The sequence below is a fragment of the Nitrospirales bacterium genome, assembly GCA_031315865.1.
In the GTDB taxonomy this organism is placed as follows: domain Bacteria; phylum Nitrospirota; class Nitrospiria; order Nitrospirales; family UBA8639; genus JAGQKC01.
The window spans coordinates 2185322-2202937 of the sequence record JALDRJ010000002.1 but is presented as its reverse complement, the minus strand read 5'-3'; the positions used below and the strand labels follow the sequence as shown (position 1 = coordinate 2202937).

Below are 17616 nucleotides of genomic sequence, written 5' to 3'. Positions count from 1 at the left end.
CAGGAGCTTCCTCGATCATACCAGAAAACGGCGATGAGGTCAGGCGTGCCAGCCACTGCCTAATGCGCCAGCGTCACATCGAATCGCTTTGGAACATCCTGAGACTTCAGTGGATGATCAGTCAAGGCCAAATAAGCGACATCCACGGACTTGACCGGGGACACATGCATAAGAAATGGGGTTTCCCAGTCACCATCAGCCACATCCGGTTCTTCAGGAATCAAAACGCGACGAAAGTGTTCCTCATGGGCCGCGAGGATTTTTAAGGGAATACCTCCCACTGTCCCAATCGAACCCTCAGGCGTGACGGTCCCCGTCATAACCGTATCAGCATGAATGATTTCACCCTTGGCTAAGGCCACGACGCTCATGGCCGCCATGGCTGAAAGGCTTTCGCCATACAACGTCACACCGGTATAAGGCAAGGTAAACCGCACGGTCCAGGAATCCGTATTCAGGTTTGCGGCCTGCGAAACGAACTCGAGGGCATGTTGAACAGATTGTTGAGCCAGAGAAGAAAATCGACCTGGCTTGGTGGAGAATTCAAGTTGAAGTCCATCATGATCCGTCCGCTGGACAAACTCCAATTCTACTTCTGCAACAATCCCGACCTGATCCCAATTTTCATTATACGTCGTCCCGAGAATAGGAATGATGGACCGCTGCGAGATCGAATGCCGATCGGCTTCCCCTGCGAACGCCCCAGCACAACATCCGAACGATACGACGAGGCACATCAGTCCGACAAAGGATACCTTCACTTTGCGCTTGTTATGTCCGGGACGACGGCTACAGTCAGAGAATCGGTGAGTGGAGGATGTATGGTAGTTTGTCATGTTCATTCTCCTTGGGCTAGCTTGTTTTTCCCTGCTTCATAGAGTTACTCGGTAGCCGCCTAACCAAACTTGAGCAAAGGGAATGCCATGGCTCAACCGCCAATCTTGCTCGCACGAAGACCGTGCACGATCGCTCACGTCTTCACGAAACCACCTGTTTTTTGAAACGTTTTCGAACGGAAAGAAACCCGGAGAGGAACAACCTTACGGGAAGAAGAAAGGAATCCGTACCGTCAAAAATCTGCCTGCAGAGTCAGTCTATTGAGCATCAACGCACATCTCTGCCGCCACATCACAGCCTATCCCAGCCCCCATTGCTTTATGGCCATTGGCTGAGAGTTCCAAACTCGATGCTCATCTCAAGAAGCCAACAGAAGTGTCCGATCATATATAAGAAAACCACGTTACCCGCGATCTCTCGTTATCATCATGTCCTCAAGAACCATTCCTATCGACCAACTGGCCATTGGGATGTATGTGTGCGGGATCGATCGCCCGTGGATGGATACGCCCTTTCTCCGGCACCGCTTCCTGATCAACGCTCAAGGACAAATCGACAAGCTCAAACAGTGTGGTGTCAAGAAGATTGCGATCGATCTCGATCGTGGGATCGACGTTCAGACTTCAACGGAAGATCAGCAAGCCCATACTCAGACAAGTCAAGAAGAAGGTGCGGTCAATACCGAAAGGCAGGAGTTACAAGAAGCCGAGGAACGTATCGCACACCTTCCACCAACGCTTCGGGGAAAATCGTTGTCTCATGAACTATCGTCCACACGTGACATCCGGGGACAAATGCTTGAAACCGTCGGGGACCTTCTTTCAAGCGTGGCCACATCAGGAGTCGTGCAAGCCAGTCACGTTAAAGAGTTGACTCAAGACATCATTTCTCAAACGCTCGACCATGAAGACGCGTTCATCGCACTTATTCGAACGAATGAATTCTCAACTGACTTACATGAGCATTCGTTATCCGTCGGAACGCTGGCCGTCTTGCTCGGACGGCTGATAGGCTTTGATGATGCACAGCTACAGATCTTGGGAGCCGCTGCACTCCTGCATGACGTGGGCCTGGTGCGCTTACCTCCAGCATTGCTGTCCCCCAAGAATCGACAGACACCGCAAGCGTTCGCACACTATCAATCGCACCCACAACTGAGCCTTGAGATTGTACGGGAAAGTTCAGGACTTCCTGATCAAGTTCAACAGATCGTCGAAGCCCACCACGTGCTTTTGGACGGGACAGGGTATCCGGACAGCCTCACGCCGGAGACCGTGCCGATGAGTAGCCGACTGCTCCGAGTCGTCGATGAATATGATGAACTCTTAACCGGCCAACAGGGACTGCCTCCCATGTCTGGGAAAGAAGCGCTACGGACGTTGTACCAACGTGGACAACAAGGCCAATTGGATCAGCAATTCGTGACGCAGTTTATCGCACAAGTGGGAATCTACCCGATCTACAGCCTTGTCGAGCTGAACACTGGCGAACGCGGAATCGTCACGTCACACTCCCAAGACAATCTTCTCCATCCCACGATCCTTCTCATTCAAGATGCCAGTCGACAAGCCTACCATGACCCCATCCCGATTAACTTTTCAACCTTGCATGACAGCAATCCTGTCCCGGAAATCGTGAAGGTTCTTGATCCCGAACGGGAAGGCATTCACGTGGAAAACGTTCTAGCTGATTGGATCACCATCTAAGCCTGCTCCTGACCAACGGCAGTCTTTGGCTCATTCACTTGGCGACAATGCATCATTCGCAGTCGATTGAACACGGCAGAGATGTCATGCATACGGGGACGGGCGAAGTTCCCCGGATGCCGGCCCTGTCCCCAGAATGGATCCAGCACGTCAAGGCTTTTTTCGTCCAATTCTTCATGAAGTGTCTGAATAGCTTCTCGGAGCGTGGTGGTTCCCGTCAGATATCGCTGCACGATACGATGAATGGCATAGGCCACAGCACGTGTTTGGCTCTCATCGACAAGTTGTTCGACCCCTCGCAGATCAATCGTTTCGGCGCCAAAATCAAGAGTCCCAGGACCCCGAACGGCTATGTTGACGTCTCGCCGTCCCCGGGACGAATTTACGCTGTTTGCGCTTGGCATGCGCGAGATGAGAGATGGAAACGATCCTGAAGCTTCAACGATCCGATTCGACACCTGGCGACGCATGATGGCCTTGGCTTCATTCGACACGTTTTCCGGGATAAATTCCTTGAGCAGAATAACCACATCTGCCACGTCAAAATAATCGCCGCATCCCCCCATGACCATAATCGTTGACACCCCAAGCTCCTGGTACAATTCCCTCACTCTGTCCAGGAATGGCGTAATCGGCTCATAGTCTTTGGAAACCAGAGCCTGCATGCGCGCATCGCGAACGAGAAAATTCGTCGCACTGGTATCTTCATCCATCAATAACGCAGTACTACCCATTTCAAGCGCTTCGAGAATCGATGCGGCTTGACTGGTGCTGCCGCTGGCATTTCCTGTCGAAAATGCGACCGTAGACTGCCGCTGGGGAAGATGGCTAATAAAGCCACTGATATTGACGTTTGCGACCGTCCGTCCATCCTCTGCCCGAATTTTAACGGCATCGGGAGCCGTCACGACATATTCCCGACCATCACCGGGGACATGGGGATAGACACCATGTTGAAGAGCCTGCAGCAACGTCGATTTCCCATGATAGCCTCCTCCGACGATCAAGGTAATGCCTCGTGGAATCCCCAACCCGACGAGTGCATGGGTCAATTGTCCACATTGTTGAACTGGATGTGGAACAGGCAACGTCACCCGGAGAGAGCGGGGACTCTGAAACGATCGCACCTGCTCTTCGGCTAAGGGCTGTGTCGAATTACCACTTTTGCGGGGAAGCCTGGAACCATCGGCGACAAACGCGACAAGACCATGCGCGTCCAGTTCTTTCCGAATCGCCTCATAGTTTTCCGCATAATCGACATGTGTTCGACAGGCTTGATGAGGTAACCGCTCCCAGAACAGGCTGCGCTGAATGATTGAAGGGATTTCTTTAAGAAGCATGGCCTCAGCTTGCTTTCCCAAGACCGTTCGTCCAGAAGCCGGCAACCCCACTTCCAGACGCGCCTCCACCCAGTCTTGAGTCAGCGCGACCGCCGTCCGCTCGAGAATTTCCTGGCCACCCGCGTCAATAGTCATCAATCCGCTTTTTCCGATGCCTCGATGTCCTTGTGCGATCTGTGTAATCGACCGGTGAACCATGCGCGCTAAAAAATCCCGGAGCGCCACGGCTCGAACGCGAGTGTGATACAGGTCCGGAGGTATTTTCGAGACGGAGTGATCGACGCGAACGCGAATTTTTGATGGCGCGGCAAAGGGGTCGCCTTGGACATGGTCAATGTAAATCCTGGCCCACCCGCCATCATATTCGCCTTGAATATCTTTATAGGCTTTATAGCCTCGCCCGTCGATACGCGACAGCACGTGTCGGAGATCATCCAGTGAATTCATCGAGTTTTCCCTACGCAAACAGTACGATTTTCGTAGTCCGTGTGACGTCTCTCGTCACGCCAGCATCATTTGATGACGAAGGACGATTCACAGATGACGCACACGTCACATCTTCACTTGTTCACTTGTACGTTGGAAAGATGCTCAAGCCCGAGAAGTAGTGCATGCGTTCCTTTTTGTCCATGTCCATGCGCTTGAACGGCAAGATATAACTGTCGAACGAGTGAAAGCCCAGGCAGGTTCAAGTTCATTCGCTTGGCTTCTTCGAGTGCAATTCCCATATCTTTAATGAAATGATCGACATAAAACCCTGGATCAAAATCACGGGCCAACATTCGCGGCGCCAGATGCTCCAACGTCCAGCAGGCAGCCGCGCCTCGACGAATCGAGCTCAATACGATCTGGAGGTCAAGCCCGGCTTGATAGCCGTACAACAAGGATTCACATACGCCGATCATCGTACCGGCGATGGTTATTTGGTTGCACAATTTCGCATGCTGCCCGGCCCCCGCCCTACCCTGGTAGACGATCGTGTTTCCCAGGATGCTCATGAGTGGATACAAGGCGTCCACGACCACCCGATCCCCGCCCAGCATGATCGAAAGCGTCGCATTCCGGGCGCCGACATCCCCACCCGAAACAGGCGCATCGATGGCGTAAGCGCCTTTGGTCGACGCCGTTTCGGCAATCTCCATGGCTAATGTCGGCTCAGACGTCGTCATGTCAACATACACATGGTCAGGCCTGGCTTCTGAGAGCAACCCTTGGGGGCCCAGGTAGATTGCACGCACATCATCCGGAAATCCCACCATGGTAAACACGATGTCGCATTGAGCTGACATCATCCGAGGAGAATCCACCCAGTGCGCTCCGGCAGCAAGCAATCCATCTGCCTTTTCGCGTGACCGGGTCAACACGGTGATATCATACCCATGACGTAATAGATGGCCGCACATCGGGTTTCCCATCACACCAGTCCCAATCCATCCAATTCTCAAGGGAGAGGGCAGTTCAAAAGATGTCGGATGTTCGGGATTCATGCTCTTGGGAGGCTCAGCCAAAACTCGTCTCTAACTCTCTCGACTTTCAGATAACGATTCACGATCGTGGCGCTGTGGCGGGTTGTTGTTGGGTCAGACAATGAATCGTCCCGAATCCCCACACCAAATCAACGGCATGGAGGCCAACCACGGCCCGATCAGGGAATAACTCTCCGAGAATTCCAAGCGCCTCGCGATCGTTCGGATCATTAAAAGTTGGAACGAGCACGGCCTTATTGGATACGTAAAAATTCGCATAACTGGCCGGAAGCCGGCGACCTTCAAAAAATAAGGGAGCCGGCATGGGGAGATGAATGACGTGAATCGCCGAACCATCTTCAAGCCTCATGCCTTCAAGCCGTTCACGATTCTCTGATAACGCGCGATAATTGTCATCGCCCACGTTCTCTTCCTGACACAAAACGACCGTGTTCCGGTTCACGAAGCGACAAAGGTCATCCACATGCCCATGCGTATCGTCACCGGCAATCCCATTTCCAAGCCATAGCACATTCGTGGCGCCCAATTCATCCCTGAAGACCTGCTCATAATCACGACGGGAAAACCCTGGATTCCGCACCTGTACATGTTCATCCAGCAAACATTCTTCCGTCGTCAGCATCGTGCCATGTCCATTCACATCGATGCTTCCGCCCTCCAGAACTACCTTTCGGCCCGAATGCTCCACGATCGAAAGCGGTATCTTGAGTTTGGTGACCAGCCGTTCAGGCACCCGGTTATCTTTCTGCCAATCCGGATAGCGCGCCCAGGCGTTGAATTGAAATCGCGCGATGCGTAGTTCGGATGGCGACTGCGCACGCTTCACGAACAGCGGGCCAAAATCCCTTGTCCACCCCCGGTTCGTCGGAATGCGAAAAAATTCCACGCGGGCTTGATGTACCCCAACACGTTCCAACACCCGCTTGGCCTTGGCCTCATGCGATTGATCATTCACCAGAATCCGCACGATTTCACCAAGACTCAGCTTTCGGACGATTTCGCCGTACACCCAGTGGATGACGGCCATTTTCCCCGGCCAATCAGACCCATTGTGCGGCCAGCCGATCCAGGTGGCCTCATGCGGCTCCCATTCAGCTGGCATGAAAAACCTTTGATGTGAAAGTTTCGCCATATATGGTTATGAAGTTTGATTGTGCGATGAACCGTCACGCCCGCTGCAGGCGGACAGCAAGGATTTGCCGTGTTACAGGAGTACCGTTCATCTCATCGCGAAGAAGTATGTCTCAACCTTCAGCGTCTAATAGCCTCTTCGTTATCCCTCCATACGCATCAATCCGGCGATCGCGGAGGAACGGCCAATGACGACGAGTTTCTTCAACACGAGAGAGATCGATATCGACCAACAAGACTTCTTCTTTTTCTACGGAGGCCTGAGCCAACATCACACCAAACGGGTCGCAGACAAATGAGCTCCCCCAAAACTCGATCCCGTCGCCACCGTCTTGTGGGATTTCATGCCCGACGCGATTCACGGAAATCACGAAGACGCCATTGGCGATCGCATGACTCCGCTGTATCGTGATCCATGCGTCACGCTGCGCCACTCCCTCCTTGGCTTTTTCAGCCGGGTGCCACCCGATGGCGGTCGGATATAGGAGGATTTCCGCACCCCGTAATGCGGTCAATCGCGCGGCCTCTGGATACCACTGATCCCAACAAACCAACGGACCGATTTTCGCCTGCGCCGTATGAATAGCCTGGAATCCTTTATCGCCCGGCGTGAAATAAAACTTTTCGTAATAAGCCGGATCATCGGGTATATGCATTTTTCGATAATGTCCAGCGATTTCCCCACTTTCATCGATCACGACCAAGGAGTTGTGATAGACCCCAGGCGCTCTTCGCTCAAACACGGACACGACAATCGTCACACTTTTATCCTTGGCGACTTTCCCCAAGGATTCCGTCGTTGGTCCTGGAATGGGTTCGGCCAGATCAAACAGGGCCGCATCCTCTTTTTGACAGAAATATCGAGAACGAAATAATTCCGGCAGACAAATAATCTTCGCGCCGCCCCGGGCCGCTTCTTCGATTCGAACAATCGCCCGTTCTACGTTGTCAGCCGTATCGAGCGAACAACGCATCTGAATAGATCCGACTGTGATCATTCGTGACACCTTTCCGTAGCTGGCTATGGGATTTTCACACCTGGAAGAGTATGTACCCTGGTCAATCTTCCATCGCGCTTACATGAATGTTAGTCCTGGACGGCTGACGAAGGCAGGGGTTCCGTTTTTTCTGGATGAATCAACCTCGGAGCCGTCAGGTCTTGCGGAAAATGTCCATTGAGTGCAAGAGATCTGAGCGTGACACCCTCGAGTGCTTCTTCGACGGCTTCGTCCCGCTTTCTTAAGACCTTGTCCACTTCTTTCATCTCTCCATGAGTAAAGAGAGGACCCGCCTGATCTTGGGCCCTCACGATGTCGAGAATTTCCACGACCGTCACCTGTTCCGGAGGACGCCCGAGCGAAACACCGACAGGTTCAGAGGTCTTTACCACAACTCCACCTTCGACGAGAACGTTGATGATTTCTTCTACGACGGAGAGCGGAACATTTAACTTTCGCGCTATTCTCCATTCTTCTGCGGGTGGGGAACCCCCAAAGTAGCGTCTGGTCATTTGAAGGAGAATGGCCAGCGTCACATGCTCGCGGAAGGTGTGCGTATTTTGTCTCCACCGTAACTGCATCAGATACGCCGATGGATGCTGATGATAATAGGCGACCTGGGCTCCAGCCAACACGATCAACCACCCGACATACAACCAAATCAAAAAGAGGATTAAGACCGCAAAACTCGAATAAATGGCGCTATAATTTCCAGAGCTTGCTACGGTTTTGGCGAATATCAGTCCGGCTAATTGCCAGAGGATACCCGCGGTCACACCCCCAACGAACGCAGAACTAAGTTTTACCGAGGTATAGGGAACGAATTTATACAGAAAGGTAAACACAAAGCAGATAAACACGAACGGTAACAATTTTGTCGCCCACAACATCAAGTATCCAAATGGCTGAATCGAGACAACCTGTTGTACCAACCAATGACTTTGAGCTGAGGCGGTCAAGCCAAAAGCCGTAAACACAAAAACCGGCCCCACAAGCACCACACTCAGGTAATCAGTAAATTGTCGCGCCAATGGACGTCCCTGCTGCACTCTCCACACCGAATTTAATGCTTCTTCGATCTTCGCGATGAGGGAATAAGTCGTATAAAATAACCCGGCAACACCAACAGCGCCCAAGACTCCAACCTTCAAATTATCCACAAAACCAATAATGTTATGGGTAATGTCAGCTCCCTTCTCGCCCAATGGTTCTAGCGCATGGGCCAACAGGGGCTCGATCTCTTGATGAACCCCGAAGGCTTTCAAGACAGAGAACATGACGGCTAAAAATGGAACGATCGACAACAAGGTCGTATAGACCAAACTCGTCGCGCGCATGCTCAGGACGCTCTCTTTAAACTCCCACGCTGCGACAAACATCAAACGCAGACAACTGACCCAGTATCGCTTTAGCGGGTCGAGTCTATCGAGATTGACTTCCCATAGGTCTCGTTGGCAATAACCAATAGCTCGCTGAATCATTCTCATCCTTCCTCGGGATTCATGTTGAAATAGCCTACATTGCTCCCTAGGAAATGTCCACAAAAGTCAATTAATGTCATAGCCGTTTCACATAACTTCCGTATGGTTCAACGTCGTAGCACGCGGGGTTTGTCGTATTAATGGATTGGCACTTATTTGGACTCACTATAATCATCTCCACTGTGCTCCCCCTGTCTTTCACGCTATGGAGACTTTAAGAGGCAGCCACCGAAACGTACCACAATGCGGAGTATGAAGTTATGACTCATGCAAAGGATAAAAGAAGACTGATAAAGCGATGGGAGAGGGGCCGTGACTAAGCTTGACGGGGGTCTTCGCAATATAGATCAGATACGCTGCCTACACACATTACCGTTCGACATCAGATTACAGAAATCTCTACAGTCAGATCAGGATATTCAATTTGTTCATCACCGCTTCTATCTTCAGGACACAAGAGAAGGATAACTTCCAATCGTGCCGTAGTCACTGCTACCACCACCACTACTTCGATCATTCCGGCCTTTATCAATGGCATCACATTCTACGCGCGCGATGATTTCTTTGTCCGGAGCCTCATGTACGGCAGTAACCACCGCCGTCACGATACCAACAACCTTAATGGGACCGCTCGGGTTGGAACAGTCTGCTCTGTCGTACACAACGATCGTCGTCACCCAATCCCCGGTGAGCGGATCTCTATTGGCCTCATACAACGCTTTCATGCTGGGGAAAGCTGATGCAACAGCCCCACCGATAAATTGCAAGTTTGTGCTTCCTGCCACAACTTCGGGGCTTGTATAGGTGCCATTGGTCAATCCGTCGAGCATCGTCGTCAATCGAGCTGCGTTGGCAGGAGTTTCTTGAAAAGAGTGCCACCCCGCACAGCCGTCCAGGGTGCCTGTAGGATGAAATTTAATCGTATTCGGACAACTACCACCGCCCTCAAACCATGCCTTGGAAATTCCCACAGGAAGGCTAAGCACTCCCTCTGGAACCACGGTGAGCGGTAACAATGCCGCGGTCGCCCTGCTAGAAACCTCAAGTGAATTGATTCCCATGGCACGGGCAAAAAATGTTCCGATTGAGCCATTGGCCGTACGATCTCTCCGTGTAAGCACCGAGACCGCATTTGGCCGAGCGGCAGCCGGGATGAGCGCATTCGAGGCATCCTGCCATTGCCCGATTGCAATATCATTGGCATCGATCATCATGGAGACACCAGCTACCATATTATTGTTCGCAACGACATCCATTGCATCGAGGATTTGCGTGCGATATGCGGGCGTCAATACAAACTGCTGTTGTTCCTCAAGGTCCAGGCCCTCGTAAATGAGGCCCAACTCCCTCGCTCCGGCTAGAGCGGCTCCATCCGCGACCTTTTGCAGCTGATTTTTGGCCATCCAGCCATAACTCAGATCAATAGCGAAAGCCGTGACAATGAACAACAGAACCATGACTATCGCAGAGGTGAGTCCTACGGCGCCACGCTCGTTCGAGAAACAACGTATTACAGAGTCCATTACAATTTACTCCAATCTCAGGACGGTAATGGAATTCAGATCCATCGTATTAGGGAGCATGGGGAGCAATTTGGAAATAACCATAAACTCATGCGGATATTGCACCCGAACTTCCAGTTTGTCTCCTGAACTTCCACCAGCGCCGTTGACAGTAATGGTAGCATCTGTCGGATTAAGCCCCTCTTTGGTTAAGGATTGTTCAACAGCTTGTTTAATACTCGTTTCGGTCGGTAATGGGGTTATCCTAAGGATGCCATAACGCGCCGCGTCCCGGCTGATCGTATCGAGAGCCGTTTGCTTCTGAATAAGATTCCCAAAATCGATCGCTCCAAAAATCAACGTAGTCAAGATGGGAAGCAACAGCGCAAATTCCATGAACACTGCGCCTTCCTCTTGGTTTAGACGCCCTCCCCACGAACAGCCCTGACGATTTCCCAACCCTTGATCCGATGGTCTATTATTGAGCTGATTGCGTTTCATAGTCCCCCGTTTTTTCAAGAATAGGTTTAATAACTTTCAACAACGATGATCCAGTGAATCCCTCCCCCTTAACTAGCGGCCGTCATAGAAGAAGCGATGCTATTAAACGTATTGGCTATCACCTGACCCAATGTGGTCACCGCTCCCAAAATCACGGCGCCAATTAAGGCGGCTAACAGTCCATACTCTAATGCCGTGGCCCCTGTTTCGTCGTTGATAAATGCGTAGATGCTGTTCATAGTGTGTCCCCCTTGGTGAAGTATTGTGTGATCCCCCGCGTTCATGTCCTGATATAGAGCAAGCCCAATGCCATCCCCCTATGCTCCTCTCCACGTTGCTCATTAGTGACACCTAGAGGAGAATCCTGCGACTTTACGACACCTCGCGCACATTGCATGCACATGGCCCAGAGAGCCTCTGTGAGGGCTTCCGTCGATACCCATGACAGCTACATCACAGCAACATCGATTACTGGAGAGTAATGACAGGAAAGTGTCACCAGTTACAGACATCAGCGAGCATTCTTGCAGCCAATGTCTGTCAATCCCTCGAAAGGACTAGCAGGCAATCAGGTGAGCAACGGCCAAAAATTTCTCAAAAGAGGATTGAAGGGTCTAGAGCCAATAACAAGATTCATCGTTAAATTCGTCGACAGTCCATCGATACCAGACAAACGGCTTGAGTAAGCGTACCATTGATATACTCAAGACCATTGCTTACAGGCCTCTGGACGCTTTCGATTTTGTAAAATATCTTGGTAGGGGATTGAAAGATAGGGGGAAAAATACAGCCGTCTCAATCGACTCGATTGAGACGGCTGGGGGGGAGGAACACAGGGGCTCGTCACCGAACCCCATACTCCGCGGGGGAGCGGAATGGTCAATTTCCTGGTTAATGATGATTCATAGCTAAATGTATTCGATTCTTTCAAAACGCCACATTTGTATGCTGATCATAGCTCTACTCGAGAAAAACAGTTTTCCACAATATCGTTATTTTCTTATTCATGCTACCCATTCTTTAAGGCTCCATACTTCTCAACTAATCCGTTCAGCTAATCTGTCAAATTGATCACACGCATTTTCACAAAATTCCTGTACGAGAGACGACAATGAATCATATTGGCCTTAGCTCCGTCAAAAGTTGAAATAGCGGCACCGAAATACTTCTTCTCACTGTCGACCTCGACACAATTCTCTCATGTTTCTCCATAGGTCGATCGCGAATGTCGCTTAACTTCCAGCGGTCATCGATGACGAAATCGTATTAAACGTATTGGCTATCACCTGACCCAATGTCGTCACTCCTCCCAAAATCACGGCGCCAATTAAAGCGGCTAACATTCCATACTCTAATGCCGTGGCTCCAGTCTCGTCATTGATGAATGTGTAGATGCTGTTCATAGTGTGTCCCCCTTGGTGAAGTGTTGTGTGATCCCCCGCGTTCATGTCCTGATATAGAGCAAGCCCAATGCCATCAATTTCTTCCCCAATCACCTCTGCTCGTTCCTCGCGACGAGAAGACATTCGAACACGTTGAGACTTCTTGGTGCCCGTTGACGGATTAATCAGGTATCGGGTCTACCGTCGACACGTATGACAGGACCACCACGCGAACGGTCAAGAACGCGCAGGAACAGTGCGCAAAGATCTCTGTACGAAGGAATTGTGCAGCATTGTGCAAGGGAAAACGTGTCAATCCCTCGAAAGGACTAGCCCGCAAGATGGACAACCACAGACCGCAGTCTCTACGAACAGGGAAGAATGTGAAAGAGCAGACAGCAACCTATAGCGTTAAATCCTTCGACAGAGACGAACTGCCTTGCATGACCAATCATAACGACTGAGAAGCACGGTATGACTCTTCAGGCCCAAAAGGCCTGAATCACAAACGCAGGAGCGCGTTCAACGAAGAACTATAGCGAACCCCAATACGTTCCTGGCAGGGAAATAACGCGAACTCCGTGCGATACGGTGCTTCAAGAAGCCGATTTTTTCTGAAACGGCTATAGGAATAAAAAGTAGAGAGAGAAAACAGAGGTTATATGAAACGGCTGCGGGATATCATGCTCCGAGAGCAGTAGGCGATGGGCGAGGCCGCCCATCATGCAACTGCGGCAACTCACATTAATGAGATCACTTGGGAATGATTAAGCCTTTACCAACCCTCCCCGTAAAGTTCAAAATTCGCACCTTTCGACGACCAGCCTTGTTCCAAAGTACTGATAAACTCTCTTGACTTTACAGACATCGCATTTGTTGAAACTCAATGGCCCGACGACGGAATGGGGTCAGTTTTGCAAGCTCTTGCTTCGCCAAAGTCAAGTTTTGCTGCGCCTTTTCATAGTAGGTGGTTTGCGCGTCAACCGCTTGTTCAAAACATCGAACCGCCCGAGCGGTTTGATGCGCTTCCAAAAACAGCAGCCCGAGATTGTTGTAGGCTCGTGGTGCGTCAAGGCCTCGCTGAAACGCATTATAGGCATCCGTGTATTGACCAAGCTTGGCATAGGTCAGCCCGAGATTATTCCAAATCTTCGGGTTTGGCGAACCGACGTTAATGGCATGTTGAAAAACTTTGACGGCTTCTTCATAGTCCTTGTTAAGAAAATTGGCCATGCCTAAATTATTCAATAGATGTGGATCATTGGGATTGAGCATCAGGGCTTTCCGATAATGTTTCATCGCTTTGCCGTGCTCCGACCGGCGATCGGCCACGATGCCAAGAAAATTATGCGTACTCCACAATTGCGGATTAAAGACCAACGCTTGTTGAAATTCGAGCTCAGCCTCTTCATCGCGACTCATCCGTAACAAGGCTCGCCCCATGCCCTCATAGGCCAAAGCATGCTCAAAGTCATAATCGAGAATTTCATGAAAACGGTCATACGCTTTCTCCGCCTTTCCGTGTTGAAGATAGACCTGGCCGGCCTTATACCGAGCTGATATCCGCTCTGGCTCTAACTTCAAGGCCGCCTCGTATTGAACCGCCGCTAGGACCACCTTTCCCTGATCGAATTGAGTATCGCCAATCTTCTCGTATTCGTCAGGAGTAAATTGCTTCACGTTTTCCTTACTCACGCTTTCATCGAACGGCAGCCCGGCTTTTTGACGTTCAAGCATCGGTCGATAATGTTCATCCTGTAGCTCGAAAAGAGAGTCTGAGGCACATCCCGACACCAGCATCAAACATCCGACCGCCACCAACACCGACGAACATGTCTCACGATAATAAGCTTGCCTCGTTGCATGCTGCCGTCTCATACATTCACCTTCCACCTTTCTCGTTCATCGACATCTACCATATGTTGTCTACACGGACACGTCATCATCCGCCACCACCCATGGCCGGAAAGACTTTTTTCATGAGGAGAATCACTCCAGGTCCCATAATGACGATCAGAAGAGCCGGAAAAATACAGAGAATCAAGGGACCCATCAGCTTCACGGGTAATTTGGCCGCCATTTCTTCGGCCTTGAGTCGTCGATTCATCCGCATGGAGTCTGAGTGAACACGAAGCGCCTGTCCAATGCTCGTGCCAAACCGATCAGTCTGTATGAGTAACGCCACCAAACTCCGAATTTCTTCGACATCTGTACGATCATTCAGATTTCTCAAGGCTTGTTCGCGAGTCAAGCCAGCACGCAATTCTAAGCTTAGGATTTTAAATTCATCGCCAAGATCCTTGTGACCGATACTAATTTCTTCACCGACTCTGGCTATCGCCTGATCAAGGCCGAGCCCGGCTTCTACACAGACCACCATAAGATCCAAAGCATCCGGGAATCCATCGATAATCCGCTCCTTCCGTTTATCCATCGCCTGACTGAGCCAAAACTGGGGAGCATAGAACCCAACCATCGCCGACCCGACCAAGCCCCCGATGAAATAGGACATGGGTTTGTCCTTGGTCATTTCGGCTCCAAAAAGAAAAAACATCCCGACGCCGAAGATCATGAGAAAAATCTTGGTGCCCAAGAAAACAATGGGAGCGCGAGGACTGCGATATCCGGCCGTCACGAGTGATTTGCGCAGCCTGGAGGTCTCCGCTTGGTCTTTTGGCTTATTCGCCTGACCAAGCTTTTCTAAGAGTTGCAGCAACTGGGATTTCAGGTAACCCACCCCGGCCTCTTGCTTCATGTCTTCTTGAGTTTTGACTTTGCCCTTAACGCGTTCACCCCACTCTTTCGCCCGTTTCCGAGACTGAAATAAGGCATACCCCCCCACCATGAGGATGAGCATCCCGACGAAGACCAGACCGCTAATGAGTAGTGCTAATTCCATATCACGCCTGTTAGGTTTTGATATTGATCATCCGTTTGATCACGACTCCGCCAATCGTCATCCAGACCAGTGCCACGCCAAGCATCATTTGACCAGTGGGGTCGCTGTACAACGGATCCATATAAGCCGGGTTGATCCACGATAACCCGAATAACAAGACAATGGGCAACGCCATCAACACGATCGCCGACCATTTCCCCTCCGCCGACAAGGCTTGAACGCGGCCCAACAATTCAAAGCGCAATCGAATCAGTCGGCTAATTGCTTCGATGATTTCAGCTAAGTTTCCTCCGGTCTCCCGCTGCACGATCAATGCCGTCACGAAAAACTTTAAGTCCACACACTCGATCCGCTTCGAAAGACTTTTCAGTGCTTCCGGAATTTCAATGCCATACGAGATCTCTTCCACAGCTCGCCCCATTTCAGGTCCAATAGGATCAGGAAATTCATCCCCGACCATCTTCATCCCTACCGAAAAGGCATGACCAGCCCGAAGCGCTCGAGCCATCAAATCCAAGGCATCAGGTAATTGCTGCTGAAACATCAAAAACCGACTGCTCCGCTTCCAACGCATATAGCCATAGGGCAGAAAAATTCCCACGGCCCCGCATCCCAACATCCCTAACATCCCTAAATTGTAGATGATCGCAGCTAACCCGGCGAAGGATGCCGAAACCAACGATGCCAGGACGAACACGCTGAGGGGCATGTGACTATTGGCTTGAATGAGTAGCAGTTCAATCGCCGAAAGGCTTGTGACCTTGGCCAGCAACTGATTGAGCCACTCGAAATTTCCGGTCGCCCGCTTTCGAACAATGTTCGCTTGCTGCGATGAATCCGAATCCGCTTTCGGCTTTCCAGAGGCCCGTAACCGCCGTTTGATCTTTTTGTTCTTGGGACTTAAATAGGTATAATAGGTGTGAAATCCCCCTTCAATCAGAAGAATGATGCTGACGAAGATCCCTATGCTAATGAGAATCGTCATGTCAGTCTCAGCCCTCGAATAGGCGCGGGAACGCTCTCATGCGATTACACTTCATAGATTTTGCTCGGATCGAAGACCTCCGGGTCCACTTCGATGCCCAAGGCCTTAAACCGCTCGACAAATTTTGGACGCACACCCGTCGCCGCGAATCGTCCCTTTACCATACGATTTTCATCTAATGCCGTTTGCTGGAAAGAGAAAATCTCTTGCAGCGTAACGATTTCTCCCTCCATCCCGGTAATCTCTTGCAAACTCGTCATTTTCCTGGTTCCATCCGACATACGCGTCATCTGCACCACGACGTCAAGCGCGGAACTAATATAGTGCCGCAGGGCTTTCGTCGCCAGATTAAGCCCTGCCATGGCAACCAGGGTTTCCACACGAGTCAACGCATCGCGAGGAGTATTGGCGTGGATCGTCGTCAATGATCCATCGTGACCCGTGTTCATGGCCTGTAACATGTCCAAACATTCTCCAGAACGCACCTCACCGAGGACGATACGATCGGGTCTCATTCGCAGAGTATTTTTGACTAACTCACGTTGAGACACCTCTCCGCGTCCTTCCACGTTCGGCGGACGAGTTTCCAAACGGACGACATGGTCTTGTCGAAGTTGAAGCTCCGCTGAGTCTTCAATCGTGATAATCCGTTCATCCGAGGGGATAAAGCCCGACAAGATATTGAGGATGGTGGTTTTTCCGCAGCCCGTTCCTCCAGCGATTAAGACATTGAGCCGGGCTTGGACAATGCCACGCAATAGCTCTGCGATCTCTGGCGTTAAGGACCGTTTGGCGACCAAGTCCTCAATCTGCAATTTATCTTTAGAAAACTTTCTGATCGAGATGGAGGAGCCATCTAAAGCCAACGGTGGAATGATGGCGTTCACACGTGATCCATCAGCCAAACGGGCATCGACCATCGGCGATGATTCATCTACGCGTCGCCCGATGGCTGAAACAATTTTTTCGATGATCTTCCGAAGATGCGTTTCATCACGAAACTTCACATCCGTCGGTTGTAACTTCCCGGCACGTTCGACATAAATTTGGTCAGCTCGATTCACCAGGATATCATTCACCGTGGGATCCTGAAGTAATGGTTCCAGGGGGCCTAGCCCCATGACTTCCCATTGAATTTCGGTGATGAGCTGCTCACGTTCACGAGCGTTGAGGGGAACCGGCTCTTGCTCAAGAAATTTTTCGACGAGGTTGCTCAACTCGGTCTTGAGCAAGTTCTCATCGAGCTTGGCCACGACCGAGAGATCCAGCGCTTCGATGACCTGCCGGTGCAGTCGCCCTTTTAATTCCTCAAGGTTCGTCTTCCCTGTCCCTACTTGGTCCCAATCGGTCGCAAACATCGTGAATCC

The 17616-nt window shown here is 50.9% G+C and carries 15 protein-coding genes; 1 reads left to right on the top strand and 14 read right to left on the bottom strand.

All coding sequences use genetic code 11. From position 1 onward, the window contains the following. Nucleotides 1–59: 59 nt before the first annotated feature. Nucleotides 60–836: a hypothetical protein gene (locus MRJ96_10155; protein ID MDR4501800.1), complete on the bottom strand. Its 777-nt coding sequence runs from the start codon at nucleotides 834–836 to the stop codon at nucleotides 60–62. A gap of 429 nt (nucleotides 837–1265) precedes the next feature. Between MRJ96_10155 and MRJ96_10150 the strand changes: the two genes are divergently transcribed. After that, on the top strand, nucleotides 1266–2543 hold the full coding sequence (locus MRJ96_10150; protein MDR4501799.1) for a DUF3391 domain-containing protein: 1278 nt from the start codon (nucleotides 1266–1268) through the stop codon (nucleotides 2541–2543). On the opposite strand, the gene MRJ96_10145 is transcribed toward MRJ96_10150, so the two are convergent. The 13 genes from MRJ96_10145 to MRJ96_10085 all read right to left on the bottom strand — a co-directional run bounded on the left by MRJ96_10145 (nucleotide 2540) and on the right by MRJ96_10085 (nucleotide 17607). Beyond that, complete coding sequence (locus MRJ96_10145) at nucleotides 2540–4330, bottom strand: ABC-ATPase domain-containing protein (GenBank protein ID MDR4501798.1); 1791 nt, start codon at nucleotides 4328–4330, stop codon at nucleotides 2540–2542. The two genes, MRJ96_10150 and MRJ96_10145, sit on opposite strands and share 4 nt — an antisense overlap. Before the next feature lie 113 nt (nucleotides 4331–4443). Continuing rightward, on the bottom strand, nucleotides 4444–5391 hold the full coding sequence (locus tag MRJ96_10140; GenBank protein MDR4501797.1) for an NAD(P)-dependent oxidoreductase: 948 nt from the start codon (nucleotides 5389–5391) through the stop codon (nucleotides 4444–4446). A gap of 37 nt (nucleotides 5392–5428) precedes the next feature. After that, on the bottom strand, nucleotides 5429–6472 hold the full coding sequence (locus tag MRJ96_10135) for an agmatine deiminase family protein (protein MDR4501796.1): 1044 nt from the start codon (nucleotides 6470–6472) through the stop codon (nucleotides 5429–5431). A 142-nt stretch (nucleotides 6473–6614) separates the two neighbouring features. Further along, nucleotides 6615–7499 (bottom strand): carbon-nitrogen hydrolase, encoded by an 885-nt coding sequence (locus MRJ96_10130; GenBank protein ID MDR4501795.1) that lies wholly within the window; start codon nucleotides 7497–7499, stop codon nucleotides 6615–6617. 89 nt (nucleotides 7500–7588) lie between these two features. Next, nucleotides 7589–8980, bottom strand: a complete 1392-nt coding sequence (locus MRJ96_10125; GenBank protein ID MDR4501794.1) for a YihY family inner membrane protein — start codon at nucleotides 8978–8980, stop codon at nucleotides 7589–7591. A gap of 446 nt (nucleotides 8981–9426) precedes the next feature. Continuing rightward, on the bottom strand, nucleotides 9427–10503 hold the full coding sequence (locus MRJ96_10120; protein ID MDR4501793.1) for a pilus assembly protein: 1077 nt from the start codon (nucleotides 10501–10503) through the stop codon (nucleotides 9427–9429). A 6-nt stretch (nucleotides 10504–10509) separates the two neighbouring features. Continuing rightward, nucleotides 10510–10983, bottom strand: coding sequence for a pilus assembly protein (locus tag MRJ96_10115; protein ID MDR4501792.1), 474 nt, complete (start codon nucleotides 10981–10983; stop codon nucleotides 10510–10512). A gap of 68 nt (nucleotides 10984–11051) precedes the next feature. Next, the gene (locus MRJ96_10110; GenBank protein MDR4501791.1) at nucleotides 11052–11222 is read right to left on the bottom strand and encodes a Flp family type IVb pilin; all 171 of its coding nucleotides are present in this window, start codon (nucleotides 11220–11222) and stop codon (nucleotides 11052–11054) included. Nucleotides 11223–12215: 993 nt separating this feature from the next. After that, nucleotides 12216–12509 carry a Flp family type IVb pilin gene (locus tag MRJ96_10105; GenBank protein ID MDR4501790.1) on the bottom strand — a complete coding sequence of 98 codons (294 nt, stop codon included), beginning with the start codon at nucleotides 12507–12509 and terminating at the stop codon, nucleotides 12216–12218. Nucleotides 12510–13223: 714 nt separating this feature from the next. Further along, a complete protein-coding gene (locus tag MRJ96_10100) occupies nucleotides 13224–14243 on the bottom strand; it encodes a tetratricopeptide repeat protein (protein ID MDR4501789.1) in 1020 nt (339 codons plus the stop codon). Nucleotides 14244–14307: 64 nt separating this feature from the next. Then, nucleotides 14308–15264, bottom strand: a complete 957-nt coding sequence (locus MRJ96_10095) for a type II secretion system F family protein (GenBank protein MDR4501788.1) — start codon at nucleotides 15262–15264, stop codon at nucleotides 14308–14310. Nucleotides 15265–15274: 10 nt separating this feature from the next. Beyond that, nucleotides 15275–16249, bottom strand: a complete 975-nt coding sequence (locus tag MRJ96_10090; GenBank protein MDR4501787.1) for a type II secretion system F family protein — start codon at nucleotides 16247–16249, stop codon at nucleotides 15275–15277. 44 nt (nucleotides 16250–16293) lie between these two features. Then, complete coding sequence (locus tag MRJ96_10085) at nucleotides 16294–17607, bottom strand: CpaF family protein (GenBank protein MDR4501786.1); 1314 nt, start codon at nucleotides 17605–17607, stop codon at nucleotides 16294–16296. Nucleotides 17608–17616: the final 9 nt, after the last annotated feature.

Bases quoted from the DNA above. Each gene is read 5' to 3' on its own strand.
- MRJ96_10155 (MDR4501800.1), bottom strand. From the start codon at position 836: ATGACAAACTACCATACATCCTCCACTCACCGATTCTCTGACTGTAGC.
- MRJ96_10135 (MDR4501796.1), bottom strand. From the start codon at position 6,472: ATGCCAGCTGAATGGGAGCCGCATGAGGCCACCTGGATCGGCTGGCCG.
- MRJ96_10105 (MDR4501790.1), bottom strand. From the start codon at position 12,509: ATGTCTTCTCGTCGCGAGGAACGAGCAGAGGTGATTGGGGAAGAAATT.
- MRJ96_10090 (MDR4501787.1), bottom strand. From the start codon at position 16,249: ATGACGATTCTCATTAGCATAGGGATCTTCGTCAGCATCATTCTTCTG.
- MRJ96_10130 (MDR4501795.1), bottom strand. From the start codon at position 7,499: ATGATCACAGTCGGATCTATTCAGATGCGTTGTTCGCTCGATACGGCT.
- MRJ96_10085 (MDR4501786.1), bottom strand. From the start codon at position 17,607: ATGTTTGCGACCGATTGGGACCAAGTAGGGACAGGGAAGACGAACCTT.
- MRJ96_10150 (MDR4501799.1), top strand. From the start codon at position 1,266: ATGTCCTCAAGAACCATTCCTATCGACCAACTGGCCATTGGGATGTAT.
- MRJ96_10095 (MDR4501788.1), bottom strand. From the start codon at position 15,264: ATGGAATTAGCACTACTCATTAGCGGTCTGGTCTTCGTCGGGATGCTC.
- MRJ96_10120 (MDR4501793.1), bottom strand. From the start codon at position 10,503: ATGGACTCTGTAATACGTTGTTTCTCGAACGAGCGTGGCGCCGTAGGA.
- MRJ96_10125 (MDR4501794.1), bottom strand. From the start codon at position 8,980: ATGATTCAGCGAGCTATTGGTTATTGCCAACGAGACCTATGGGAAGTC.
- MRJ96_10145 (MDR4501798.1), bottom strand. From the start codon at position 4,330: ATGAATTCACTGGATGATCTCCGACACGTGCTGTCGCGTATCGACGGG.
- MRJ96_10100 (MDR4501789.1), bottom strand. From the start codon at position 14,243: ATGAGACGGCAGCATGCAACGAGGCAAGCTTATTATCGTGAGACATGT.
- MRJ96_10110 (MDR4501791.1), bottom strand. From the start codon at position 11,222: ATGAACAGCATCTACGCATTTATCAACGACGAAACAGGGGCCACGGCA.
- MRJ96_10115 (MDR4501792.1), bottom strand. From the start codon at position 10,983: ATGAAACGCAATCAGCTCAATAATAGACCATCGGATCAAGGGTTGGGA.